The 24992-nt window shown below is 39.6% G+C and carries 23 protein-coding genes; 3 read left to right on the forward strand and 20 right to left on the reverse strand.

Annotated features, from left to right (window positions below):
• Positions 1-2: 2 nt before the first annotated feature.
• The 10 genes from IM793_RS17405 to IM793_RS17445 all read right to left on the reverse strand — a co-directional run bounded on the left by IM793_RS17405 (position 3) and on the right by IM793_RS17445 (position 8158).
• Positions 3-179, reverse strand: a complete 177-nt coding sequence (locus IM793_RS17405) for a hypothetical protein (RefSeq protein WP_193423540.1) — start codon at positions 177-179, stop codon at positions 3-5.
• A 619-nt stretch (positions 180-798) separates the two neighbouring features.
• The gene (locus IM793_RS17410; protein WP_193423542.1) at positions 799-1014 is read right to left on the reverse strand and encodes a hypothetical protein; all 216 of its coding nucleotides are present in this window, start codon (positions 1012-1014) and stop codon (positions 799-801) included.
• Positions 1015-1092: 78 nt separating this feature from the next.
• Positions 1093-3276: a DNA/RNA helicase domain-containing protein gene (locus tag IM793_RS17415; RefSeq protein WP_193423544.1), complete on the reverse strand. Its 2184-nt coding sequence runs from the start codon at positions 3274-3276 to the stop codon at positions 1093-1095.
• Entirely contained in the window at positions 3277-3600 is a 324-nt protein-coding gene (locus tag IM793_RS17420; RefSeq protein ID WP_193423546.1) for a nucleotide pyrophosphohydrolase, read from the reverse strand.
• Positions 3601-3664: 64 nt separating this feature from the next.
• On the reverse strand, positions 3665-4156 hold the full coding sequence (locus IM793_RS17425) for a DUF4365 domain-containing protein (protein WP_193423548.1): 492 nt from the start codon (positions 4154-4156) through the stop codon (positions 3665-3667).
• 77 nt (positions 4157-4233) lie between these two features.
• The gene (locus tag IM793_RS17430) at positions 4234-5388 is read right to left on the reverse strand and encodes a PD-(D/E)XK nuclease family protein (RefSeq protein ID WP_193423550.1); all 1155 of its coding nucleotides are present in this window, start codon (positions 5386-5388) and stop codon (positions 4234-4236) included.
• A gap of 385 nt (positions 5389-5773) precedes the next feature.
• Positions 5774-6001 carry a hypothetical protein gene (locus IM793_RS17435; protein ID WP_193423552.1) on the reverse strand — a complete coding sequence of 76 codons (228 nt, stop codon included), beginning with the start codon at positions 5999-6001 and terminating at the stop codon, positions 5774-5776.
• Positions 6002-6040: 39 nt separating this feature from the next.
• Positions 6041-6580, reverse strand: a complete 540-nt coding sequence (gene rhuM, locus IM793_RS25010; RefSeq protein WP_255512109.1) for a RhuM family protein — start codon at positions 6578-6580, stop codon at positions 6041-6043.
• Entirely contained in the window at positions 6516-7043 is a 528-nt protein-coding gene (locus IM793_RS25015) for a virulence RhuM family protein (RefSeq protein WP_255512110.1), read from the reverse strand. Before IM793_RS25015 ends, rhuM begins: the two co-directional genes overlap by 65 nt.
• Before the next feature lie 296 nt (positions 7044-7339).
• A complete protein-coding gene (locus IM793_RS17445) occupies positions 7340-8158 on the reverse strand; it encodes a hypothetical protein (protein WP_193423554.1) in 819 nt (272 codons plus the stop codon).
• A gap of 882 nt (positions 8159-9040) precedes the next feature.
• Between IM793_RS17445 and IM793_RS17450 the strand changes: the two genes are divergently transcribed.
• Entirely contained in the window at positions 9041-9187 is a 147-nt protein-coding gene (locus IM793_RS17450) for a hypothetical protein (protein WP_193423556.1), read from the forward strand.
• A gap of 1787 nt (positions 9188-10974) precedes the next feature.
• On the opposite strand, the gene IM793_RS17455 is transcribed toward IM793_RS17450, so the two are convergent.
• The 4 genes from IM793_RS17455 to IM793_RS17470 all read right to left on the reverse strand — a co-directional run bounded on the left by IM793_RS17455 (position 10975) and on the right by IM793_RS17470 (position 17474).
• Positions 10975-12381 carry a TolC family protein gene (locus tag IM793_RS17455; protein ID WP_193423558.1) on the reverse strand — a complete coding sequence of 469 codons (1407 nt, stop codon included), beginning with the start codon at positions 12379-12381 and terminating at the stop codon, positions 10975-10977.
• The gene (locus IM793_RS17460; RefSeq protein ID WP_193423561.1) at positions 12368-15568 is read right to left on the reverse strand and encodes an efflux RND transporter permease subunit; all 3201 of its coding nucleotides are present in this window, start codon (positions 15566-15568) and stop codon (positions 12368-12370) included. The genes IM793_RS17455 and IM793_RS17460 overlap by 14 nt, the downstream gene beginning before the upstream one ends.
• A gap of 24 nt (positions 15569-15592) precedes the next feature.
• A complete protein-coding gene (locus tag IM793_RS17465; protein WP_227256302.1) occupies positions 15593-16729 on the reverse strand; it encodes an efflux RND transporter periplasmic adaptor subunit in 1137 nt (378 codons plus the stop codon).
• A gap of 139 nt (positions 16730-16868) precedes the next feature.
• The gene (locus IM793_RS17470; protein WP_193423563.1) at positions 16869-17474 is read right to left on the reverse strand and encodes a TetR/AcrR family transcriptional regulator; all 606 of its coding nucleotides are present in this window, start codon (positions 17472-17474) and stop codon (positions 16869-16871) included.
• A 181-nt stretch (positions 17475-17655) separates the two neighbouring features.
• Here IM793_RS17470 and IM793_RS17475 point away from each other — a divergent pair, with 181 nt between their 5' ends.
• Entirely contained in the window at positions 17656-18093 is a 438-nt protein-coding gene (locus IM793_RS17475; RefSeq protein WP_193423565.1) for a GNAT family N-acetyltransferase, read from the forward strand.
• A 505-nt stretch (positions 18094-18598) separates the two neighbouring features.
• On the opposite strand, the gene IM793_RS17480 is transcribed toward IM793_RS17475, so the two are convergent.
• The 5 genes from IM793_RS17480 to trpD all read right to left on the reverse strand — a co-directional run bounded on the left by IM793_RS17480 (position 18599) and on the right by trpD (position 23376).
• Positions 18599-19240, reverse strand: coding sequence for an NAD(P)-dependent oxidoreductase (locus tag IM793_RS17480; protein WP_193423567.1), 642 nt, complete (start codon positions 19238-19240; stop codon positions 18599-18601).
• A gap of 403 nt (positions 19241-19643) precedes the next feature.
• On the reverse strand, positions 19644-20411 hold the full coding sequence (gene trpA, locus IM793_RS17485) for a tryptophan synthase subunit alpha (RefSeq protein WP_193423569.1): 768 nt from the start codon (positions 20409-20411) through the stop codon (positions 19644-19646).
• A 73-nt stretch (positions 20412-20484) separates the two neighbouring features.
• Positions 20485-21666 carry a tryptophan synthase subunit beta gene (gene trpB / locus IM793_RS17490; protein ID WP_193423572.1) on the reverse strand — a complete coding sequence of 394 codons (1182 nt, stop codon included), beginning with the start codon at positions 21664-21666 and terminating at the stop codon, positions 20485-20487.
• 97 nt (positions 21667-21763) lie between these two features.
• The gene (locus IM793_RS17495; protein ID WP_227256303.1) at positions 21764-22393 is read right to left on the reverse strand and encodes a phosphoribosylanthranilate isomerase; all 630 of its coding nucleotides are present in this window, start codon (positions 22391-22393) and stop codon (positions 21764-21766) included.
• Positions 22387-23376 carry an anthranilate phosphoribosyltransferase gene (gene trpD / locus IM793_RS17500; protein ID WP_193423573.1) on the reverse strand — a complete coding sequence of 330 codons (990 nt, stop codon included), beginning with the start codon at positions 23374-23376 and terminating at the stop codon, positions 22387-22389. Before trpD ends, IM793_RS17495 begins: the two co-directional genes overlap by 7 nt.
• Positions 23377-23781: 405 nt before the next feature.
• Here trpD and IM793_RS17505 point away from each other — a divergent pair, with 405 nt between their 5' ends.
• The gene (locus IM793_RS17505; protein ID WP_193423574.1) at positions 23782-24723 is read left to right on the forward strand and encodes an ion channel; all 942 of its coding nucleotides are present in this window, start codon (positions 23782-23784) and stop codon (positions 24721-24723) included.
• 85 nt (positions 24724-24808) lie between these two features.
• Here the strand turns inward: IM793_RS17505 and IM793_RS24865 are convergent.
• Positions 24809-24992: hypothetical protein (locus IM793_RS24865; RefSeq protein ID WP_227256304.1), on the reverse strand; the 184-nt coding region annotated here is incomplete at its 5' end.

Here is a 24992-nt window from a genome sequence, read left to right on the forward strand (position 1 = left end):
CTTTAAATTTTCTCCTTTCTAATACCCTTAAAAGGCGTTCCGTTTTCTTTCACATCAATAAATTTACCTGTTTCGGCATCTCGTTTAACCCATTGTTCGGTTGTCGGGTTAAAAGTTTGCGAGCGATCCTTTACTGCACCATGTCGGCGATTATCGCCTGATTTACCATTTGTAGCCATGCTAAAAAATTTTAATAATAGGGAATCCATGTCCAATAATTGGACACATTTAATTATTTCCAGAAGGCTTGCAAGGCTGGTATCTCCAAGGCAATAAGGAGAAAAAGAATATGAGCTGAATGGTGTACAAAAGCATAATAGTTTTACTTTTGCAGCGTTCTAAATAACGAGGCTATCTCATGTTCGTTTTCTAATTCCCTTAGTTGCGAATAATAAATTTTATTGGGCTCAGGATATGTCGAAGTCTCCTGAGCCTTTTTATTATTATAATCCCAAATTAATCTTTACGTCTTATCACGAAGACACAATATAGGTAAAACTTAAAACTAGGCTAATACAAGTTATTAACACAATTGCGTTCAGGATTAATTATAAAATCATTCAATTGTCAAAAAATGGCGGGGAATGAGATTCAACTGCAATACCAAATTAAAGATTGTGTTAATAACTTCAAAAAACTATAAAACACTGAAAATAAGACGCTTTACAGGAAACCGTAAAGCGTTACATCATGAAAATTGTATGATATCTTGAGCCTAAATATCGCAAGATTAATTGCGGTATGATGACTTTATGAGATCTTCTACTTTTGTACTCAAACGGAAGGTTGTGTAGTAAACTAACACTTGCACGCGCTTTTCTCCACATATGTTTTATTACCATTACTATTATAATAAAAACACCCACCTTTAGAGCCTTGATATAATTTTTGCCCGGATTTATAGGTACCACATGGTGTATAAGTTTCGGTATCTGTACCTTCCCCAACTTCATTTTGTTTGCTACAGGCCAGTATACCAATACTTAAAAACAGGATATAATAAAATTTTTTCATGGCACTAAGATACAGACCATGAGATGTAAAAATTACGGGTTTCCGTATGGAGAGAAAATTTTTATTTAAAATAATCTGTTAAGGCAACACTTTTTGAAAAATCCCTATAACCTTTAAATCAATAGTTTCTTCATCTCTTAAAACGAGGGGCTTAAAATACTCATCGGTCGATAAGGGATGTAAGGTAATTTCTTCATGCACCCAACTATTATCAGTTTGGGTTTTCTTGCTTCTGTATTCTTTAATAGTATACTGACCACCTAATTCTTTATCATAGATATTGGTTGATTCGACTAAGCAAATCAATCCATTACGTGAGCCTCCACTATATTTTTTAAATAACGCGATTGATCCGTTAGGAATAATTTTATTCATAGATTCGCCAACAATCTTGCAAGCAAATAGATCCGCATTCGCCTTTAAGCTTTCAGGCAATTCCAAATAGCTAATATCTTCAACTTGCTGATAATCGGAAAATGAACCCGCAGCAATATTCAAATCATAAAAAGGAATGCATTGCCCATTGATTTTGTTCGGATGTATGTTTAGCGGCTTAACTTCAGCTAAGGTTTCTTTTAACCGCCAAAACTTTTTAAAATGGTTACGCAGTGCTGGGTCGCAAACGTAAATAAAAGTTCCATTAATTCCTCTCAATAAAATGGTTTTATAAATATTAATAATATAGCTTTTTAATATCTCAGGATCTCTAATAGAGTTTTTACCATTTTTATCCTGATATAGTTGATTATGAATAATTAGTTTTTCTGATATAGGATCATAGCCAATTTCAGGCCCAATAATTACGCCAGTATAATTTAGATCGTAGCCTTGAATAGTATGTATACAACCAACTTCATTTATGGCATTTGGTGTATTTACCCAATCAACGGTTACAGCATTCCACTGCAACCTTGTATCCTCGATAACAATATCAAATTTGCTTTTATCTTTCTTTGAAATCCATTTCCAGGCAAAACCGGCAACTAATCTCGATAAGCCGAATTGCTGATCTTTCAATTTGATATCATTCACCATATCATCTAAAGATTCGTAGAGATATGACTCATAATTTAAACCAGGGGTATAAGGTTTTAATGCCTTATTTTGCTCAGTAAACAAACCTTGAATAAATTTAACGTATTCTGCACCACCCTTTACCCTAAATTGAGTTTTTAATATTTTGTAACGGGTACCGGCTTTTTGTTTTAAATTATTAAATGCAATGGCTGATACATCCGAAGGTTTTATGCTTTGCTGTTCATCATAAAATAGGATGCTTTTATTGGCTTGTTTTAAAACCCAGTCCAGCTCAGAACTCGTCATTTTATCGAAACCTAGTGCTTCACAGTTTTTATCAAAGGCACCAAAATAAGCGCCCAAATTCACTCTTTGCCTTAAACGATGTGATTCATCAACAATTAATAAATCATATTTCTTTTTAGCCACATCAGCAGGCCCGATAACCATATTTGATTTTAACCCTTTAATCCCTTTAAAAACTTTTTCTATTGTTTTTCTAAACGAGGACATAGGCACTACTAAAGCCATTTCTAAATGACTGTATTGTTCCTTAACTTTTTTAAATAAATCAAAAAGTTCCAGATCATTCTCATCAAAATCAGTAAAATTAAAATCTTCGGTATCTGTTTTTAAGAGTTTAAATAAAAATATAGCTAAAATACTCTTTCCTGTCCCGGCACCACCTTCAATTAAACTCACCTTGGCCCGATCATCTAACAAACAATTAAGTATCGTTTTTAAACCAGTAACCTGTTCATCCGACAAACTTTTATATGGCGAATATTTAAAAAGGTCGCTATTATCAATATATTCTAAAGAATGTCTGGTAATACCCAGCGTTCGGAGTTCAGACCAAATATCTTTAAATATTTCCCAGTAAAGTTCCTTCTTTTGGTAAAAATGATGGTTAGCAATACCCAAATTACCATTCTGTAACTGGTAACGGCCATCGGCAGCTATGTATTTTATTAAATTAGATTCAATATCAAGCGTTGCAGATTTGTTAAAAAGATCACTTGTAATTAAATGTGCTGATTTAAGATTTTTTCTATGATCACTTTTTAAATGGGCTTTCATCCGACTAACAAGGTCGGTAGTCTCCCCAACGTAAGCTTCATATTTATTGTTTTCACTTAAAAAGTAAACTAATGGCCAGGATAAAAAATTCTGATGTTTTAAACTTAGATCTGTTAAACTTTGTTCGGAAAATTCAGACGTGCTGATTAGATAACGCTTACTCATTTATAGCTCATCATATTTTTTAGCAGTACCTTTTGCCTTATCAACTGGGTACTTGGCATCGTTAAGTTTAATTTTATCGAGGATAATCTGTTTTACATCCAGATTGTATTTTTCGGCCAACAACAGCGCATAAGAAAAAACATCAGCCAATTCTTCTTTTATCTTATCAACATTTGCATCCTCCGCATTTTTCCACAAAAATAATTCGAGCAACTCTGCTGCTTCAATATTTAAGGCAAGTGCTAAATCTTTAGGATTGTGAAACTGGGCCCAATCGCGCTCGTCTCTAAACTTTAATAATGCTGCTGTTATTTCTTCGGTCATAAGGCTAATGATGCCCAATTTAAGAATATCCTTTCAAATATTGAATTCTGTTACTAAATTAGATTTAGACTACCACTTTTGATTGCTTTATCTTTTCAATTTGTTCATCAGCATGATACTGTTTCAGCAAAGGCATATTCTTTACTGAAATATTTACGCCCCATTCATCCTTGCTTTTTTTACCGCTCTCCTGATATTTTCTATCGCATAATAAACTATTAGGTGTAAGCCATGCAGAACATGGAATAAGAAACGTTTGAGGATGCTCATCTTCTGTGAGCAGGACTAATGCCATATAGAGATTTTCTCTCGTAATTTCGGTTTCTTTCCAACTTTCCTTAGTAATGAAAACATAATTTGTTTTGGAAGTTCGGATAGTTTTAACCTGCACATCTACATGTTTTGCATTATCTAATCGAATAACGAAGTCGATAGCTTTATCGTCAATATCAGAATAATAAACATCCAGATTATGGGATGTAAATAATAGCTTTACCCAATATTCACCCAACCGCCCAATCTGAAGATGATTTAGGTCATTATATTTTTTTCTCATCGTTGTATTAAAGTCCCATTTAATCAGTTAATTATTTGCCAGTTAAGCGATATTTTAATCAATTATTGAATAAATGATTAAGCTTCCAATTCTGTTTTATCGATCACATTAGAAATAAAATCTCTCATTTTTTTCTTTATCACGCCTTTTTTAACATCAATCCAAAATTCTGGGTTGGCATCAATCTGCTCGTACATAAAATCGTAAAGCGGCCACCATTGCGAAGATTTGAACTTGTTAGGGAATAGATTTTCAATTTTCTGAATGCTATATCTATTTGGCTCATGTTGATATCGATCAGGTGTTTTCACAATGCCATAAATAATCCCCCCCATTTCAAAATTGAGCTTCACATAGTGGTTACTCAAATTTTTCAACGCAAAATGCGAATTTGCGGCTACGTACTCTATATCAAATTCTTCAGCCAGTTCATACATTTGCTGATTAAGCAGTAACTCTAAACTTTCTTTCAAATCTTTCAAAGAACCAGCTATTTTAAATGCCAGGTTAATATTTTCTTCTCTTTGCGCTATAAATTGGGAAATAATTTTGGCATCATTAATATTATCCATTCCTAAATACATTTGTCTAAGTTTACGTTCAAAATCTAATAAAAAAGCCCTTACCCGATCGTTTTCCGAGTGAATGGCAAATTTGTGGATAAGGTCTACCATATTATCTTCGTAGTTGATCAGAATTAATTTCTTATCATCTATATAAAGTTTTCTTTCTTCGGCACTAATACTTTTATCTGATAAAACTTTCTCTTTAGGTGCCAGATAGAGCAAATGAAAATTATCGTTATTTAATCTTTTAAGATAATTGATATAGTCGGCTATCTGGTTTTCCTGATCTTTGGTTCCGCTTCTGATCTTATTTTCTATGGCAATGAGTTTTTCATTGCCATTATAACTTAAAAAAACATCTATCCTCCTATTAAAATCTATAACCCTTTCAGTTTCGACTTTAATTTCCTTTACATTCGAATAGGTAAAATCAAGATCAAAATGTTCGATAAATAATTTCAGATAAAGATCACCTTGATGATGGCGCTCAAGTGGATCAAGAAAGAAAGCAAGTATTTCAGACACCTTGTTTTCATCAATGCGCCAAAAATCCAAAGAATTGAAATCAAGTGCTAAGGTCTTGCCAAATCGGGCATTTATCTCATCTACGAAACCAATTTTCGTTTCCAATTCTCCAAATAGTTCTGTTATTTTATCTAATTCCATATAGTAATGAGTTTTTTAAAGGGTTTTAACGCAATAGACTTCCTTTATGCAAAATAATTTCTTTCAAAAACATTGAATTACTTTGCCTGGATATGGTGGGTGAGAAATACGATAAGTCCATGCCCCTAATAAAGGGTTGGCAAATTGGGGATGATACATTTTGATTGCGTTAATTTAATTTTGAGATTGATCAAAAATTATAATTATTATTTAGATTTCAATTAATTTTTTTCGAACTACTCATTTATTGTCTAAAATATTTTTTGTTATTTATAAGCTATTAGCCTAATTACCTTACGAAATATTTCGTTCATCAAACCTCTTCAATTCACACCATCTCTCCCTACGGTTTCCCGTACTTCCTCAAAAAAAAAATCAACCAAACTCACTCCTCCTCTACGACCCAGCTTAACTTATCCGCCTGCTCCATTACCTCCCTTTCCACTTTAGGTTCCGCCACAAAATCGACAATTACACCATCCTTTACATGCAGGGCGTGAATAATTTTACCCGCATAATAACGCCGGTCGGCAAAGCGGGCAGCACCGGTAAAAAATGAAATGCCCATGGCGAAGATTAAAGCTTTATCGCCTTTGTGGTATCTCCCAACCATTCTACACCAGAATTTTTATAGGCTTCGTATCTCTTCAGCTTAATTTCCATCATTCTTATTTCTAAGCTGTTTAGTGCTTTGTTCCAAATGTTTTACGAAGTCTTGCTCTGCTTTAGAGAGTTCGTTTTTCAGGCTTTCTTTATAGCTCGTGTATTCTTCTTTGGCTTTGTTTAAAGCTTGTTGGTGACTAACCGTACCGGCATGGGTTAAAATATCATTACCCGTCATTTGCAAAAAGTCGTCAACTCGTTGCAGCCAATCTTGCATGTGCATGGGTTTGCGGTTTAAGGCTTGTAATTCGGCTACCTCCAAATAAGCCGTTACCATTCGGTTAAGCACATTGAGTTCTTGCTCGTTTAAGTAATTTTTGGCTACAGCAATTTCTTGTTGGGTAGGCTGTAGGCCTTTAAAGTTGGTTAAGCCTAAAAAAGGTTTTGCAGCATCAATTCTGCTATAAACCACTTCTGCAGCAGTTTGTCCGTGTGCTGCCCAATGCATTTTGTTTTGTATGGTTTTAAAAAAGGTTTGCGAGGTTTCGGTATTCGGGTCGTAATCTATACTCGTGGCATAAACATCCAAATACTTTGCGCCAAAATACTTTTTCAGATGAGCGAATGTCTCTAATGCGAGCCAATAACTCATCAAAGTAATCGCCACCACCTGCTTGTTTCAGCAGTTCATCGTTCATGGTAAAACCTTTAACAATATATTCTCTCAGTCTGGCGGTTGCCCATTGCCTAAATTTGGTACCCTGCAAGCTTTTTACACGATAGCCTACAGAGATAATTACATCGAGGTTATAATGATTGGTTTGGTACTCTTTTCCGTCTGCAGCAGTTGTTCGGAAATTCCGAACAACTGAATGTTCCTCTAATTCACCCTCCTCAAAAATATTTTTAATGTGTTCGCTAATGGTAGATTTAGCTTTACCAAACAACTCAATGAGCTGTGCTTGCGTAAGCCAAACGGTTTCATCTTCTAAACGAGTTTGTATTTTAGTTTGCCCATCTTCAGATTGGTATAAAATTAATTCAGAATTCATATTAAGCAAGGTTTAAAATTTCACGGTGCTATACCTGCGGATGTTAATTCGCCACCACCTGCATCACCAGTAAATAAACTAATCCACTATGTACAGAGGCTATCCGGGTTCCGTAATTCATTATATGATTTTAAGGCTACAAAGTAGCGTTTTTTTAAATGATTAAACTAAATACCATCGATAAAACAAGCGTCGAATTTGATAATTTTTTTAAATATACTATACGGTTTCACGTACCCTAAACAAGGGTAAATTAACCTATTTTTAATTAAACCCGAGACTAAATAACAACAAACTCACCCCTCCTCTACCACCCAGCTTAACTTATCGCCCTGCTCTATTACTTCGCTTTCCACTTTAGGTTGCGCTACAAAATCAACGATTATACCATCCTTTACATGCAGGGCGTGAATAATTTTACCCGCATAATAACGCCGGTCGGCAAAGCGGGCAGCAGCGGTAAAAAATGAAATGCCCATGGCGAAAATCAACGCTTTATCGCCCTGGTGATTCAGGCCTAACGTTAAGGTTGTTTTCGGAAAATGGCCGTTATTTAAAGGTATAACCAGGTCATTTACTTCCATAATTTCGTAGCCGCCCCGATCATTCAGTTCAAAATGAAAGCCCATCACCTGCAATCGTGCTTCAGTAGCCTTAGGATGTGGTTTCAGGAGCGATTTTATTTCGCACTTAGGCAGAATAAGTTTTACTAATCCATCGGGTTCTATGCACAAAACCGTTTCGCGAAGCCACAACTGTTCGAGGGACTTGCTGCTGTTAAATTCGAAACCCTTAAGCAAAGTGATGTCACCATCAATCAACCTTTTATTTCCTGCATGTTCGGCTGGGATGGTTTTAAAGATTTCGATAAAACGTTTGTTCAGTCGATTCAGGAGATCGCCATAGGCATAAAGTTTAACCAGCGGTGCAAATGCTTTCCGCATGTAAGCAGCATTTCTGCTGGCGCTGCCAAAATCTCGACTGCTTTTTTTGCTCGCTTCGGTTTGCTGTTTGTGGGCAGCTTTTTGTCTGACAACATCCGTATTTCCGCGTTTGTAAAAAACAAGATCGCCCAGTTGTCCGTTAATTTTGATAATTCCATTCTGGCTAGCCATAATTTTAGTATATTAGGTTAAAGAAAAGGGATGATCACTCAATTTAATCAATCTGATTTAAAAATCCCAAAAAAAAATATTCCAAACCCCACCTTCACGCCACATTTACCCCACGTTTAAGCCACCTTCCGGCCGGGCTTGCTTATCCCCTGCTGTACACCAACTTAACTATAACTTCGGCTTTGCTTCGGTTGAAACGGAGCTACGGTGAAGGTCAGCGTTATCAAAGGTTTGCATCGCTTTCGGTTGGCGGGTTAACATGAGCTAAATAAAAGGTAAAGCACAACATCACTAAGGGTTACTTTGGTATATAGCTGACTCAGTATTGGGCTATGGAAAAGGTATGGAGATTAGCTTACAAAACACCGGAATATTTAGGAGCTCAGGTCTTATGGTTCCCGCCTGCGCGGTAATGGCGGCCGTATTAGAAAGTCCAAAGATCTCTCCACTACGGTAGTATGACGATACTGCGTGCCCCTCACAGTTTCAGAGGAATAAATTTACGGATGCCTGTCTATACTTCATGCTATCTGCACCTCGCTATCCGGCCTGGGATATGATGGAAGGAGAAAACGTTAAAGCTTTTGCACCTCCTTTCAACCTACCACTACCCAGAGGCAGCACTCCCTCCCCGATTTTTCATCGGGGCTTGTGCTGACGACCTCAAAGCTTTGACGAATTTATCCGACATCAGATCCAAGCCTTGATTTTTGGTTACCTTTTTCATCAAGGAAAAAGTAAGAGCCCTCGGCGGCGGCGAGCCGAGGCAAGACCGAGCCCTGGGACAAGAGAAGACAATTATACGTCACTCATATTGATTTTAAACAATTAATTAATCCTCAGGATGACAAATATATTCTTACAAAAAGTATCCACACCAACATGCCGATACCTGGTGCCTTGCTGTTCATTAAAATCAAGCGATGGTACATCCAAAGCACTGCCCTGATTAAACTAAACCCGATGGAAGTGAGCATCCTGATTCTTCATCAGGATAAAACGGACAGCGGGACTACCGGAACCGACTAGCACAAAACCTGCTTTCCAAAAAATCAACCATATAAGAAATAAAGGGCCATATAAGCTAAGTGCCTAAAGCAAGCCCGAGCTAGGGGAAAAACCTTTAATTGTCATTCTGAACGCAGTGAAGAATCTTTAAATCAAAAGATCCTTCGTACCTCAGGATGACAGAAAATAACAAGGCAAGCCTGGAAAAAGGGCAAAGAATAAATATTATTTCCTAACCACCCCCGCCCCTCCTAAATCAGGAGGGGAGTTCCCCTCATAGTTTCAGAGGAATAATTCTACGGATGCCTGTCTCTGCGCCATGCGATCCGCTCCAAGCTATCTGCTCCCTGCTATCCGGCCTGGCAGATTTCCGCCGGAAAAAGCACGAAAATCTTTGCAGTTCCTCCTCATTAACCCACAGCCCAAGGCAGGATCAAAGCGGGAGCGATGGGATAAGTAAGGGTAAGAGCCTCGATGCTGCCGCAATCAAGATTTCCGTAGCTTTTTACAAGGAATTGCGCAGCAATCTTTTATACCGATAAAAACAACATTATCAGATAAAAAACGATGCAAGCCTTTCAGTTATGCCTTTGTGTTTGTTGTTTTTAATAGCAGGCATGCTTTCGCTACGCTCAGGTTTGTTACTTTTGGATCAAGCCAAAGGTAAAAGCCCTTCGGTGGCTAACCGAGGCAAGGCAGAGCGAAGGGCAAAGAATAGCGAGCGCTTTAAGATTCCCGCATGCGCGAGAATGATGAACTATGTTTATGAAGTTCAAAGATCTCTCCGCTACGGTCGAGATGACGACCCAGCGCCCCCCTCATAGTTTCGGAGAAATAAATTTACGGATGCCTGTCTATGCTTCATTCTATCTGCACCCTGCTATCCGGCCTGGGAAATGATGGAAGGAGAAAGCGTTAAAGCTTTAGCACCTCCTTTCAACCTACCACAGCCCAGAGGCAGCACGCCCTCCCCGATTTTTCATCGGGGCTTGTGCTGACGACCTCAAAGCTTTGACGAATTTATCCGACATCAGATCCTAGCCTTGATCTTTTGTTTCTTTTCTATCAAGAGAAAAGAAAGAGCCCTTCGGCGGCGGTGAGCCGAGGCAAGACTGAGCGAAGGGGAAAAACCTTTTAATTGTCATTCTGAACGCAGTGAAGAATCTTCGATCAAAAGATCCTTCGTACCTCAGGATGACAGAAAATAACAAGGCAAGCCTGGAAAAAGGGCAAGAACAATATTATTTCCTAACCACCCCCAACCCCTCCTAAATCAGGAGGGGAGTTCCCTCATAGTTTCAGAGGAATAAATCTACGGATGCCTGTTTCTGCTCCGCGCTATCTGCTCCCTGCTATACGGCCTGGGATATGATGGAAGGAGAAAACGTTAAAGCTTTTGCACCTCCTTTCAACCTACCACAGCCCAGAGGCAGCACGCCCTCCCCGATCCTTCATCGGGGGCTTGTGCTGACGACCTCAAAGCTTTGACGAATTTATCCGACATCAGATCCAAGCCTTGGATTTTTGTTTCTTTTGGGCCAAGCCAAAAGAAAGAGCCCTCGGCGGCGGTGGACCTGTACCGATTTTTCATCGGTAGCCGAGGCAAGCCTGAGCAAAAGGGGAAAAACCTTTTAATTGTCATTCTGAACGAAGTGAAGAATCTTCGATCAAAAGATCCTTCGCTGCGCTCAGGATGACAGCATCAAACAAAAAAAGCACCAAGAACCTCGCGTCCTTAGTGCCTAAATTTATACAAAAACCTATAAAGTCTTTAAAACCTTATAGGTTTAGATATAGGTTTTTGCAAATTAATTCCAGCCGCCGCCTAATGAGCGGTACAAACCTACCACAGCATTAAGCTGCTCTGTTTTAATGGTGGTTAATTCCAGTTCGCTCTGCAATAAATTGCCCTGCGCCGTAATTACCTCCAGGTAGTTCGCCATACCGCTTTTAAACAACAAACTTGCATTTCTTGAAGCCTGTTGTAAAGTCTGCGCTCTTTTTTCAGCGATGCTGTATTGCGCTTTTAACTTCTCTACTTTCGTTAACTCGTCAGACACCTCGCCAACTGCATTCAATACCGACTGACGGAACTGGATCACCGATTTCTCACGGTCGATTTTTGCCAACTCCAAAGAAGTTTTTAACTGACCTCTTTGAAAAATCGGTTGTGTGATCCCTGCCCCAACCAAACCGAATAAAGATGCCGGTACATTAAACCAGTTGCTGGCTTTAAAAGAGTTGATGCCTCCGCTTGCGGTAATCACCAGCGAGGGATATAAACTGGCTTTCGCCACCCCAACCTTTGCATTGGCAATGGTTAAAGCCAGTTCTGCACTTTTAATATCAGGCCTGCGGCTTAACATCGATGAAGGAAAACCTGCGTTTAAATCCTGCGGGATAATCATTTTATCTAAACGGCTTTCGCGGTTAATGGCTTTAGGCAAAGTACCAATCAATACACTTAAAGCATTTTCCTGTAAGGTTACATTTTGCTCTAAACGAGGGATTAACTGTGCCGCATTTAGTTGTTGTGCCTGCGCCTGCTGGATGGCCAATGAGGTTACCTGACCAGCATCGAACTGTAAATTGATAATCCTCAGGGTGCTGTCGTTAAGCTTTAAGTTCTTTTTCGCGATTTCCAATTGTGCATCCAACATTAACAAGTTGTAATAACCTTGCGCCACATTGGCCACCAAACGCGTTTGAACTGCTTTACGAGCTTCCTCGGTCTGCAAAAAACTGGCTAAAGCGCCAGCTTTTTGATTACGGATTTTGCCCCAGATATCAGCTTCCCAAACCACACCCAGGTTCGCATTGTAATCTTCGATGTGTGTTGAGCCAGTAAACTGGTTCAGGCTTAAACCATTTAAACTGTTATCAGACGGGCGGCTCGAACTCGCTGCCACCTGCAATTTCAGTTCAGGTAAATAACCCAGTTTAGATTGTTTGAACAATACTTCTGCTGCATCGATATTTTTCAATGCAATCTGCATATCGTAATTTTTAACCAAAGCTGTATCAATTAAATTCTGAACAGTAAGGTCGTTGATGAAACTCTTCAGGGGCATCGTGCCGATGCTCGAAGAATCTTTTGGCAATGCGTTTCTGAATAAGCCTGGTGCTACATTTGGCAAGGCTGTATCTTTCGAAACCGAACATCCGCTCCATATTAAAGCAAGGAGCAGGATGGTAATAATATTAAACCGTTTCATAAACTACATGATTATTATTTACAGGTTCTCCATGGTGCTGAACAACCTCATTTTTTGATTTTTTTGATATTTTTTCCTGTAAAGCCTGGAAGATGACAAAAAGTACCGGAATGATGAACAAACCTAACACTACACCCGATACCATCCCGCCTGCTGCACCGATACTGATGGAGTGGTTACCCTGTGCCGATGGACCTGTTGCAATACTCATCGGGAATAAACCGAACACAAAGGCCAGTGAAGTCATAATAATCGGTCTGATCCTCAATCGCGCGGCTTCAATGGCCGAATCAACCAAACTGAGTCCTGCCTTTCGTCGCTGCACGGCAAACTCCACAATCAGGATGGCGTTTTTAGCCAGCAACCCGATCAACATAATCAGTGCTACCTGTACATAAATGTTATTTTCGATACCGGTTAAACCCAATACCACAAACACACCAAATACACCTGTAGGGATAGAAAGGATTACCGCCAATGGCAAGATGTAACTTTCGTACTGTGCAGATAACAGGAAGTACACAAATACCAAACAAAGCAGGAATATCACTGTAGATTGTCCACCTGAAGAAATCTCCTCACGTGTTTGTCCGGAGAATTCATAGGCATATCCAGTTGGCAATTGTTCTTTAGCCGTTTCTTCTATCGCTTTAATCGCATCACCAGAACTAAAACCTGGTTTAGGGATCGCATTTACCTCGATCGAGTTAAACAGGTTATAACGCGAAGCCGTTTCAGAGCCATACACACGGGTTAATTTAACCAGGGTACTGATGGGCACACTTTCACCGGCCTTGTTTTTCACAAATACACGATCAATACTCGCAGGATCGGTTCTGTCGGCAACATCGGCCTGAACCACTACCCGGTAATATTTACCAAAGCGGTTAAAATCTGAGGCCTGTGCCGTACCAAAATACGTCTGCATGGTTTGTAAGATATCTTTTTTGCTTACCCCCAGCTGATCGGCCTTTTCGTCGTTCACATCCAGTTGTAACTGCGGATAATCTGCTTTATAAGAAGTAAAAGCATAAGCAATAGCCGGTTTCGCCATTAACTTAGCGATAAAGTTATTCGCTACACCACTAAATTTATCCAGCCTGCCATTCGTTTTATCCTGTAACATCACGTTCATGGCTTCCACATTACTAAAGCCCGGAACCGTAGGGAAACTGAATACAAAGAAGGTACCGGCAGATATGGCCGCCATTTTGGCCCTTACAATATTTTGGATCTCATCGATGTTTTTAACTTCTCCTCTTTCATCGTTTGGTTTTAACAATAAGAAAATCTGTCCGGCCGATGGACTGTTGGATGCGGTTAAAAAGTTATAACCCGCCAACGACATCACAAATCTTGCTGATGGCATCGCTCTCAACTCTGCTTCAGCCTGTTTTAACATTTTATTGGTATTGGCCAATGATGTTCCTGATGGACTGGCCACGGCTATCGCCACAAAACCCTGATCCTCTGTCGGGATAAAACCTGTTTTGGTTCTGCCTACCAGGAAAACGGTAACCAGAACGATTAAGGCAAGCCCGCCCATACTGATCCATTTATTACGGATAAGCACTTTCAAACCGCCAACATACCGGTTGGTCATGTAATTAAACCCACCGTTAAAACCTGCATAAAACTTTTCTACAAAACCTTTTTTAGGTGCTTTGTGCCCGCCTTCTGCATGTTTATTCTTTAAAAATAAGGCTGCCAATGCAGGACTTAAGGTTAAGGCGTTAACAGCTGATATAATGATGGCTATCGCCATGGTTAAAGCGAACTGTTTGTAGAAGATCCCTGTTGAGCCCGTCATAAAACCAACCGGTAAAAATACCGCTGCCATTACCAATGTGATTGATATAATCGCCCCGGTAATTTCACTCATCGCCTGGGTGGTTGCCTCTTTCGGACTAAGTGAAGGATTTTCTTCCATTTTGGCATGCACCGCTTCTACCACCACAATCGCATCATCTACCACAATACCAATGGCCAGCACCAGTGCGAACAGGGTTAAAAGGTTAACAGAGAAGCCGAACAGTTGCATGAAAAAGAAAGTACCAATAATCGCTACCGGAACCGCAATAGCCGGAATTAAGGTAGACCTGAAATCCTGAAGGAAGATAAATACCACGATAAATACCAGTAAAAAGGCTTCGATCAAAGTGTGTTCTACCTGATTAATGGATTCGTCCAGATCGGTTTTAGTACGGTAAAACTGGTTGTATTTAATACCTGCAGGGAAATCTTTTGATAGTTTTGCCAACAGTTTGTCAATCGCAATCTGGATTTCGTTGGCATTAGAACCTGATAACTGGATTACCCCGATGGTAATCCCATCGTGTCCGTTTAAACGGTTTACACTACCATAACTGTATGCGCCCAGTTCAACACGGGCCACATCTTTTAAACGTAATATAGAACCATCTGAATTAGAACGGATCGCAATATTTTGATATTCCTCTGGTTTGGTCAGTTTACCTTTATATTTAATGATATATTCAAAGGCCTCACTACTTCTTTCCCCAAACCGACCAGGGGCCGCTTCCAGGTTTTTATCCTGAATGGCAGTGATCACTTCGTTAGGTGTAATTTTGTAGGTAGCCAACTGACTTGGGTTTAACCAAATGCGCATTGAATAATCTTTAATCCCACCGAATACACTGGCCGAACCTACCCCTGGAATCCGTTTAAGTTCGGGAATGATATTGATCTGCGCATAGTTATTTACAAAAACGGCATCGTATTTTTTGGGATCTTCAGAGTAAACTCCGATAGCGCCAATAAAACTGTTTTGCTGTTTGGTAGTGGTGATACCGTATTGTACAACCTCTGCAGGCAATTGACTGGTGGCCTGCGAAACACGGTTCTGCACGTTAACAGCTGCCTGATCGGGGTTGGTACCTTGTTGAAAGTAAACCGTGATGGCCAGGGTACCATCGTTACTGGCGCTGGAGGTCATGTAGGTCATATTCTCCACACCGTTAATTGCTTCCTCCAATGATGGCGTTACCGAACGTAAAATGGTTTCGGCATTAGCCCCAGGGTACACCGCAGTTACCAATACCGACGGAGGTGCGATATTTGGAAAGCGCTCTAAGGGCAACTTTGTTAGGCCAAGTATACCAACTATTACCAATAAGATGGAAATAACCGTTGAAAGTACAGGCCTGTCTATAAATTTCTGAAACATGATTGCTTAAACTTTAATGGTTTGTTAATTTTTTGTTTTTGCAACAGCTACTTTATCTGCTGCTTTTTGAGGCTGGATCACCATGCCCTCCTGTAACTTATCAACCCCGCTTAACACGATCTGGTCGCCAGCTTTTACCCCGTCTTTAACCAGGTAATTTTCGCCGGCTTTACCCACAATGGTAATGGCTTGTTTTTTCACCTTACTGCTATCGCCTACGGTAAATACAAATACTTTATCCTGCATTTCTACCGTTGAGGACTGCGGTACCAGAATGGCATTATCGTGCTGTAAACCTAAACGGATCTTACCGGTATTACCCGAGCGAAGGGTTCCGCTGGCATTAGGAAAACTAGCCCTTAAAGTAATGGCACCTGTGTTTTTATCAAACTGACCATCGATCATATCGATCTTACCTTTAATCGGGTAAGCTGAATTATCAGCCAATAAAAGTTCTACTGCTGGTAAATGTTTAATCCTGTCGGCAGGTGTTTTACCAGGATAGTTTGCATTAAAGTTGTTGAAGTCGTTTTCAGCAAGAGAGAAATAAACATGTACTTCGTGGATATCTGATAACTGTGTTAAAGCAACCTGATCCGTCGGAGAAACTAAACTTCCCTGTTTTTTAGGAATACGACCGATGTAACCACTTACTGTAGCCTTAACATTGGTATAACCTAAGTTAATCTGTGCCGAAGCAACGCTGGCTCTGGCTTGTTCTGCATTTGCCTGCGCGATTTTGTAAGCCGTTTTAGCAGTTTTTAACTGAAAATCAGAAACGACCTTATTCTGAACAAGTGGTGTTAATTTATCAACTTCCAATTGAGCGTTTAAAATAGCCGCTTCTGCTGCATGTAAACTTGCTTTGGCATTGTTTAAAGCCTCGCGGTACGGGTTTTCGTTAATTTTGAACAGGGTTTGTCCGGCAGTTACATAAGCGCCTTCGTTAACCAGAACGCTTTGTAGGTAACCACTTACCTGCGGACGGACATCAATATCAACAGCGCCTTGAATAGAAGCCGGATATTCGATATACGTAGTTTCTGTGCTGGCGTTAATCGCGCTTACAGGCAATGCCGGTGGTGGCGGTGCAGCTGCAGCCTGATCAGGAGCGGACTTACAGCTTACTAAAACTATAGATAGAAGAGAAATTGTTAACATTGAATTAATACCATTAAACCATTTAACAGTGTTAAGTAATGGGTACAAGCGGTGTAGAGATTTCATATGATTAAATTTAATTGGAATTATAGTGTATAAATAATCTAACAGTGTTAAATTACTGGCAAAAAAAAATATTTTAACTGTTAATCGATAATGTAATGCCCTTGATGGCATCTTTTAAAATTTGCTGGTTCAGTTCATCTGTTGTTCTTCCATTCGGACGCACCAGGTTAATGGAAATCAAGCCGTGAATGATCGACCAATAGGTGTAATATTTCCGACAGATGTCATCCTCAGAAACCGGTTTTTTCTCGAATAAAGATTCAATCACATCGCCCAACATATTCGAAACCGTTTCAGCTTCAGTTAATGAGTTTTTCACGGTGCAACAAACCATATCCACACCGTACATTAACTGATAAAATTCTGTGTGTGAAAAGGCAAAATTCCAATAGGCAACCCACATGGCTTCCATTTTATCTTCTGCGGTTTCATGTTTGTCGCGGGCGGCTCGGATGTCCTTCGCTAAAATCTGGTAACCTCTCCTGGTTAATTCAAGCAGGATGCCCTCTTTGTTAGAAAAATACTCGTAAATTATTGGGGCGGTGTATTCAATCTGGTCAGCAATTTTACGCATACTCAATGCCTGCCATCCCTCTGTTTGCACAATGTTCAAGGCAGCATCCAGAATTTTGGTTCTGGTTTCATCTTTTAAACGTAGAATTCTTTCTTTACTTCCCATGACTGGAATATTAGGTGTAAATAATCTAACACCGTTAAGCAAATGTAGAACCAATTCCAGAATTCACAATCATTCATTTGTCATAAACATTTTATTGATTAGTTTTACGAGTGATAATCAACGATTAAAGTATTTAAAAGGCTTTTTCAAATAAATTAATTTTCTCAGGAACTTATAAAAAATGATTTTCCGCGAAGCAAAAACAACTGACATCCCTGCGATCCAAATTGTCAGGCATACTGTAAAAGAGAACATTTTGTCCGATCCGGCATTGGTTACTGACCAGGATTGCGAAGAATTTATTACTCAACGTGGCAAAGGCTGGGTTTGCGAAGTACAGGGAGAAGTAGTTGGTTTCTCTATTGTAGATTTAAAGGAACATAATATCTGGGCTTTATTCCTTCGTCCGGAGTTTGAAGGCAAAGGCATCGGCAAAGAACTGCACCGCTTAATGATGGATTGGTATTTTAATCAAACTCAAGAAATGGTTTGGTTGGGTACATCCCCCAATACCCGTGCGGAAGAATTTTATAACCGCCAAGGCTGGAAAAAGGTCGGCGTGGTAAATAAAGGAGAAGTGAAATTTGAGATGAGTTATGAGGATTGGGTGAGTAGGTAAATCCATTCAAAATATCGTCATTTTAAGGCATTGCTAAGAACGGTCGTCTTTCCCGCGCAGGCGGGAATCTTAATAAAACCTACAAACCCCTAACATGGCATTAGGATTCCCAATCAAGTTGGGAATGACGATGCAGCGGAGAAAAGATTAACTACCAAGCTACAAAGAACACAAAGTATTGTGCCTTAGCAATAGTCGCCAAAAGACTGAAACATATCAGGCATATAAGTTACATATAAGCGCAACACCTAATATGTTCTTAAATGTCTTATATGGTAAAAAGAAACTAGTAAAGTTTTAACCGCTAAGACCTTGAAACAAATCGGATAGCTATCGGATCAGGTTAAAGGGAAAGAGCAATCTTAATGCGCCCGCTAATCGCGATAGTTGTAAGATTGCTTCGTTGCTAGCAATGACGATTCAGAAAAGAAAAAGATTCACCACTAAGTCACAAAGAACACATGGCAAATTTCTTAGTGACTTCGTGCCTTAGTGGTAAAAAAATCTAACTATTCCAGATAAAAGGCGCCCTTTTTATAAAGGTCTTCTCCCCTAACTGCTCAATAATAAACCGGGCCAAATTAGAAGCATTAATCTGTTCACCATCACAATTAACCAAACTTGTGCCTACAGCCGTTTGTTCGTCGGTTTGCATGATTAAGGGTAAACGGATTAAAGTCCAATCAAGATCACTTTCAGTTAACAGATCATATTCTTTTTGCCTGTCTGTGGTAGAAACAGGATAATTATCGTACATCCATTGGGTAGCAAATTGGGTTTTGGTATCCTTTTCATCAGCAGGCGTATCTACGTTGATACCCGTAATGACGATGTAACGTTTCAGATCAAGGGCTTTCATCGCCGTTAGGATATTACTTGTTGATTGCGTAAAAATTGTTTTTTCACTGGCTGGTTGTCCCATTCCCAAGGCACTGACAACGATATCGCAGCCTTGTATAAAAGAATATACCGTTTCAGCATCTTTTACGTCGCCTGTGATGATTTCCAGCGAGGGATGATGGATCTGAAGTTTTTCTGGATTCCTGACAAGGGCTTTTACCCTGAATTGTTGCGCCAATAGCGCTTTTAAAATATAAGTACCGGCTTTACCTGAGGCACCAATTAAAGCAATTTTTAAATCTTGCATGATGTTCTTTATAAAATTTTAGAAAATAATAGTTTATACCCATGATCAGAACGATATGGGAATGTCAGAATTGAATTCTGTTTGAATTATATTTTATAAAGAGATTTTAATGGCACTAATTTAGGAAAAAAATATCATTTTGACCTAAGTGTAAACAGAATGCTTGGACAATCTTGTACGAAAGACCCTGAAACAAATCCGATAGGTATCGGATCAGGGTGACGGCCCTAGTAATAACAGCCGTCAAAAGACTGAACCATATAAGGCATATAAGTTACATATAAGCGCAATACCGAATATGTTCTTACATGTCTTATATGGTGAAAAGAAACTAGTAAAGTTTTAACCACCAAGACACAAAGTGAATGATATCCTGGTGTCTTCGTACCTTTGTGGTACAACACTAACTCTTAAACTTCTTCATAAACGTACTTACACTTTCCTCCAAATTCCCATCAGCGATGGCTTTAACGAATGCCGTACCAATAATAGCTCCGTTAGCATAAGAACAAGCCTTATCAAAAGTTTGTTTATCACTGATTCCGAAGCCGATCATCGTTGGATTCTTTAGGTTCAGGTTTTTAATCCTGCTGAAATAAGCTTCCGTGGTATCGCCAACTTCGAGGTTTTTACCCGTAGTAGCTGATGAGGATAACAAATAGATAAAGCCATTGGTTAAACCATCAATTTTATGGATGCGTTCTTCAGCCGTTTGAGGCGTAATTAAAAACACATTGCTCAGGTTATGTTTTTCGAAGCAATCTTTATAAAATTCCTCGTACTCTACCATGGGCAGATCTGGAACGATACAACCATCTACCCCTACTTCGTCACAAGCTTCGCAGAATTTTTCTACGCCAAACTGCAAAACAGGGTTTACATAACCCATTAACAAAACAGGAATGGTAACGGTCTTACGCAAGTCTTTCAACTGTTCGAAAAGCAGGTTAAGCGTCATACCCTGATCCAACGATTGTTTGCTACTGGCTTGAATTACCGGTCCATCAGCAACAGGATCGGAATAAGGAAAACCAATTTCGAGCATATCAGCACCCGATTTTTCCAGTGCTTCAGCAATTTGAATCGTATCGCCGGTATTTGGATAACCAGCAGTATAATAAATTGATAATATATTTTTCTTCGATGCGAAGAGTTGTTTAATTCTGTTCATACCCCAAACCCCTAAAGGGGCTATTAATTGTGTGAAAAATTACCTCAAAAGTCCCTTTCAGGGGATTTAAGGGTTATAAGTTAAAATATTTAATATAAGTATCCAGATCCTTGTCGCCACGGCCTGAAAGGCAAACCACTACGCTTTCGCCACCTTTAAATTTCATTTTTTCTAAGTAAGCCAATGCATGTGCACTTTCGATAGCAGGAATAATCCCTTCCAGTTGTGTACAAAGCAAACCGGCATCTAAACTTTCTTCATCTGTGATGGAAACGTATTGTCCGCGGCCGGTTTTAAACAAATGTGCATGCTGTGGCCCAATGCCCGGATAATCCAACCCAGCCGAAACCGAATGCGGTTCTACCACCTGCCCATCTGGTGTTTGCATTAAAATACTTCTGCTCCCGTGCAATACCCCTTCTTTACCCAAATATGTGGTGGCTGCAGAAAATCCGCTCGATACCCCTTTTCCGGCTGCTTCAACAGCGATGAGTTTAACATTTTCATCATCCATAAAGTGATAAAACATGCCCATAGCATTACTTCCACCACCTACGCAGGCCAAAACATAGTCAGGCTGGTCGCTCCCCGTTTGCTCCAATAGTTGTTTTTTGGTTTCTTCAGAAATGATCGATTGAAAAATCGCCACCATATCAGGGTAAGGGTGCGGACCCACCACCGAACCGATGATATAATGCGTATCAACCGGGTTATTGATCCAGTCGCGCATCGCCTCATTGGTGGCATCTTTTAAAGTTTTACTTCCAGAACTAGCGGGAACCACTTTTGCACCCAGCATTTTCATACGGGCAACATTCGGCGCCTGACGCTCAATGTCGACCTCGCCCATGTAAATCACACATTCCAGGTTACGCAAAGCGCATACCGTAGCCGTAGCCACCCCATGCTGACCAGCACCAGTTTCAGCAATAATCCTTTTTTTACCCAGTTTTTCGGCCAATAAAATCTGTCCGATGGTGTTGTTGATCTTATGGGCGCCAGTATGGTTTAAATCTTCTCTTTTTAAGAAAATATTGGCGCCAAATCTCTCTGAGTACCTTTTAGCCAGGTATAAAGGCGAAGGACGGCCAACGTAATCTTTTAATAACTGATGAAATTCCTTTTGAAAATCGGCATCATCAATAATCTTTAAATAGTTTTGACGCAATTCTTCTACGTTTGGATAAAGCATTTCGGGGATGTACGCACCACCAAAATCTCCATAATATCCTTTTTCGTTTACTTTGTATTTCATATCCGTAAATTTTGTCATTCTGAGGAACGAAGAATCTGTTAAATATCGTCAGCAGTTCTTCGTCGCTTGCAGATACTTCGTACCTCAGTATGACAGTCTATTTATTCATTTCTTTAATAAATCCTTTAATCTTCTCCGCATCTTTTAAGCCCGGCTCAATTTCGAACCGGCTATTGATATCCAAAGCATATAAACGTTCGTCATTTATATTTTTTATGGCCATGCTATGTTCTAAATCAATTCCACCACTTAAAAAGTAAGGTTTGGTATAAGTATATCGGCCTAAAACAGACCAATTGAAGGTTTTTCCCGATCCACCATGTGTTTTGGTTTTGGTATCAAACAAAAAGTAATCCACCACATCTAAATGAGGTTCCAGATCAGAAAAATCAAAATCTTCATCTATTCCAAAAGCTTTGACTACTTCCAAAGTAGAGAAAGTCGATTTTAATGCTGCACAATATTCAGGCGATTCACTGCCATGTAACTGAACAGCCTTTAGCTTCAATGTGTTTACTTTATCGTTTACTTTTTCAAGCTCTTCATTTACAAAAACACCAATAGTTTTAATTTCTGCGGGAATGTATTTAATCAATTCAGCAGAAACATCACTAATCAACCTTGGCGATTTTTCGTAAAAAATAAAACCCAAATAATCTGGCTGCAATTCAGCAACCGCAGCAATATTGGCGGCCAAACGCATTCCACAAACTTTTAACTTTAACATGCCAATAGGTTTTTGAAACTGTTTAATGCTTTTTTGCTTGTTAAAGATTCTTCGGCTTCATAAAAGCAATCAGCAAAAGACAGTTCAGGTTTGATCGTTTTAATCGCTAGTGCCGAATTACACAGCACTACATTGTTCTGCACATCAGTAGCTTCGCCGTTTAACACATCCATAAATATTTTAGCTGATGATTCTACGGTATCGCCACCTTTAATGGAATTCATATCAACCCTGTCAAAACCCATATCCTGAAGCGTTAAAATCTGCTCGCCCTTGTTCGAAAAGGTTTTCACATCGCAGGTTAACGAAACTTCATCATAACCTTCTAATGCATGTACAATGGTGTAATTTTTATCGGTATCTTGGTATAAATAAGCATATAAACGGGCAAGCTCTAAACTGAAAACGCCTACCATCTGGTATTTTGGCTGCCCCGGGTTAACCATCGGGCCCAGCATATTGAAAAATGTTTTCACCCCCAGTTCCTTACGGATTGGTGCTACAATTTTCATCGCCGGATTAAACAGCGGCGCATGCAGGAAACAGATCCCTGCTTTATCGAGATTGCGTTTTAAAGTGTCTTCATCATTGGTAAAAGTATAACCTAAATGCTCCATTACATTGGAAGATCCGCAGCCCGACGAAACGCCATAATTACCATGTTTGGCCACCGGATGACCAGCACCCGCCACAACAAATGAGGATAAGGTAGAGATATTAAAAGTGTCTTTACCATCGCCTCCCGTACCACAAAGGTCAATCAGGTTGTAACCCGATAAATTTACTTTTACACACATATCCAACATGGCATCACGGAAGCCCTGTAACTCTTGTACGGTAATATTACGCATGGCATAAGCCGTAATAAAAGCAGCAATTTGGGAAGAATTGAATGCGCCTTCCGAAATGGAGATCAGAATATTTTTTGCTTCTTCCCTGCTAAAACTCTTGTTCTCAAATAAATGGTTTAATATTTTTTTCATGTTTTATATTCAATCTTGCGCCATGGTTTATTCCAATGTTATTTAACCACAGATGAAAAGGATGAACACGGATAAAAATCTGTGTGTATCTGTGCTCATCTGTGGTTCATTTTTCATTTATCTCTTTTGCGCCATGGTTTGTGTCTCCACAAACCATTATGTTTATTCCGGTTCGTGGAGACACGAACCGTGGCGACGGTTAAAAAAATTGCATAAAAAAAGGATTGCTTTTTGGGCAATCCTCTTCGTTGTGTTTAAAATATTTTAAATATATATAACAATAGAATTTGCCTAACGAATTTCGTTATGCCACCACCAATTGTTATTTAAGTTTTTAATTATCATGTTTGTATAAAGCAAATATTGACATTGTTTTTTAATATTCCAAAATCTTTCTAAAAATATATGGCTTTCTTTAAAAGAAAAGTACAGTTTAATGATGATTTCGGTTTCGGATCCAATCCCGTAACCAAAAACCAGCGCATGCTTAACCCTGATGGTTCGGCAAATATCGAACGTACCGGCCTGCCCTGGTTCAAATTTGATGATACCTACACCCGTTTGGTAACCATGAGCTGGACACGGTTTTTCTTTGTGATTCTTCTTGCCTACCTCGTGGTAAATACCATTTTTGCAGTTTTATATAATGTTGTTGGGATTGAAAATTTAGATGGCGCCAAAGGTGTAACCCTGCGCGATCAGTTTTTTGATGCCTTTTTCTTTTCTGCGCAAACCATTTCTACCGTGGGTTATGGCCACATTTCACCACAGGGCTTTATTACCAGTGTGCTTGCCGCTTTCGAGAGCATGCTGGGTTTACTGGCATTTGCATTGGCTACCGGATTATTGTATGGCCGTTTCAGCAGACCTACTTCTAAAGTGAGTTTCAGCAAAAAAATGGTGATTGCTCCTTATGAAAAAGGTCATGGCTTGATGTGCCGTTTGGTTAATTTACGCCGCAATCAGCTCATTGAGGTTGAGGTACAGATGGTGATGTCGTACAATGAAACCGTTGATGGCAAACATGTTAGAAAGTTTTATCCTTTGCCGTTAGAGCGCAGTAAAATTGGTATCCTCTCTTTAAACTGGACCTTGGTACACCCCATTACCGAAGATAGTCCGTTTTTCGAAAAATCCTTAACCGAGCTCCAACATGCCGAAGTTGAAGTTTTTGTGATCCTTAAAGCTTTTGATGATACTTTCTCGCAGACCATCCACACCAGAACCAGTTATCAGGATGAAGAAATAGAAATGGATGCTAAGTTTGAGAAAATGTATTACCATAATGAAGAAGGTAAAATGGTGATGGATTATAGTAAGCTGGATAAGGTTACGCGGACGGTGTAAAGGTCTTTTTCCTCTTTTAAAAAATTGTTTTGTTTTTTGGAAAGCAAGTTTCAATGCTAATCGGTTGCGGTAGTCCCGTTATCCGCTACAATCTTTTTGTGGTGCTGTCATCCTGAGGCACGAAGGATCTGTTCCATAGGCGGCAGATGCTTCGTGCCTCAGCATGACAGGAAATTGAGGGTTGCTGCAAGCAAAAAGGATTTCCGCTACTACCGGGTTTAGGTGGGTTGGTGCAGTAAACAAAATCACCCCGCCTTATAGGCACCCCT

It is taken from the genome of Pedobacter sp. MR2016-19, from assembly GCF_014947265.1.
Lineage (GTDB): Bacteria > Bacteroidota > Bacteroidia > Sphingobacteriales > Sphingobacteriaceae > Pedobacter.